2 protein-coding genes and 1 pseudogene are annotated in these 1,412 nt (G+C 75.6%); 2 read left to right on the top strand and 1 reads right to left on the bottom strand.

The features are described 5' to 3' along the window. Both H5J29_RS32605 and H5J29_RS32610 read left to right on the top strand, forming a co-directional pair. A pseudogene (locus H5J29_RS32605) lies at positions 1-197 on the top strand (hypothetical protein); the annotation flags it as partial. Continuing rightward, positions 194-556, top strand: coding sequence for a nuclear transport factor 2 family protein (locus H5J29_RS32610; RefSeq protein WP_312858507.1), 363 nt, complete (start codon positions 194-196; stop codon positions 554-556). The pseudogene H5J29_RS32605 and the gene H5J29_RS32610, both read left to right, overlap by 4 nt. Positions 557-718: 162 nt before the next feature. On the opposite strand, the gene H5J29_RS32615 is transcribed toward H5J29_RS32610, so the two are convergent. Continuing rightward, entirely contained in the window at positions 719-1,351 is a 633-nt protein-coding gene (locus tag H5J29_RS32615; protein ID WP_312858508.1) for a response regulator transcription factor, read from the bottom strand. Positions 1,352-1,412 lie beyond the last annotated feature (61 nt).

The raw sequence follows: 1,412 nt of genomic DNA on the forward strand, positions 1-1,412 counted from the left end.
ACGAGCTGCTGGCCTCCGGTGCGGCCGCCGTGCTGACCCCGCCGGAGTGCGTGGACCTGCTGCACCGCATCGGTCCGGAGGGCCGGTTCCGGCTCACGCCGCTGGAGGGTGGGATCCGGCCGGAGGTCGCGTGGGAGAGCCTGCGGCTCGTCGAGCGAGAGGTGCTGCCCGCCGTGCGGCCTACGCTGCCGGTGTGAACCCGAGGACCGGTCCCGCGGTGCAGGGCGTGCTGGTGGAGCTGCGGGAGCGCGAGCCGCTGTTCCACCGCGACCGCGAGCCGGAGCGGCTGATGGCGCCGGACTTCTGGGAGGTCGGTGCCTCGGGGCGGGTGTACTCGCGGGAGCACGTGCTGGCGGCGCTCGGCGAGCGGTACGCCGCCGACGAGCCGGACGAGTGGGAGACGGGCGACTTCGCCTGCCGGGAGCTGGGGCCCGGGACCTATCTGCTCACCTATCTCCTGCGGCAGGGGGAACGGACGACCCGCCGGTCGACGATCTGGCGGCGGGGCCCGGGGGACTGGCAGGTGCTCTACCACCAGGGCACTCCCGTCGCGTAGTGCCCGCACCGCGACCCCGCCACGCCTCTCGACGGCCCAGGCCCACGCAGGCGGCGTCGCCGGTCCGGCGAGTACACCCGGTACGAGCGTCGGACGGGCTGCCCGGCCTCACGTGAACCTGGATCCGCCGACAGACGCTGCGGGCCTTGCGGTGCGGGACGACTAGAGCCCGGCCCGCCTGGCCCGCTCGACGGCCTCGGCGCGGCTCTGCACCTGCAGCTTCCCGAACACCGCCGAGACGTGGTTGGTGACGGTCTTCGGGGCGAGCCCGAGTCGGGTGCCGATCGCGGCCGTGGTCAGGCCCTCGGTGAGCGCCTCCAGCACCTGCCGCTCCCGGGGGGTGAGGTCGGGGAAGGGGACGGCCGGGGCGGCGGGGGAGCTCGCCAGGGACAGCACCCGGCGCGCCACGCCGGGGCCGAAGATCGCCTCGCCCGCCGCGACGGCCTCGATGGCCCGCACGATCTCGTCCTGCCCCGCGCCCTTCAGCAGGTAGCCCCGCGCCCCCGCGCGCATCGCGGCGAGGACCGAGTCGTCGTCGTCGAACATGGTGAGGACCAGGACGGCCACGTCCGGCGCCGCGCGGGCGATCTCGCGGGCCGCGGCGACGCCGTCGAGATCGGGCATCTGCAGGTCCAGGACCAGCACGTCCGGCTTCTCGACGACGGCGGCCCGCACCGCCTCCCGGCCGCCGGACGCGGTGCCGACGACGTCGATCCCGGTACGGGAGCCCAGCAGCGCCGAGAGGCCGTCGCGGACGACGGGATGGTCGTCCGCGATCACGACCCGCACGCTCACGCGGTCACCTCCGCGGTGCCGCCTGCGCGGTCCGACTCCACCACACCCGCACCGCCGGAGA

Origin of the sequence: Pseudonocardia pini (assembly GCF_013870575.1) — a bacterium.
Classification (GTDB): Bacteria; Actinomycetota; Actinomycetes; order Mycobacteriales; family Pseudonocardiaceae; genus Pseudonocardia; species Pseudonocardia pini.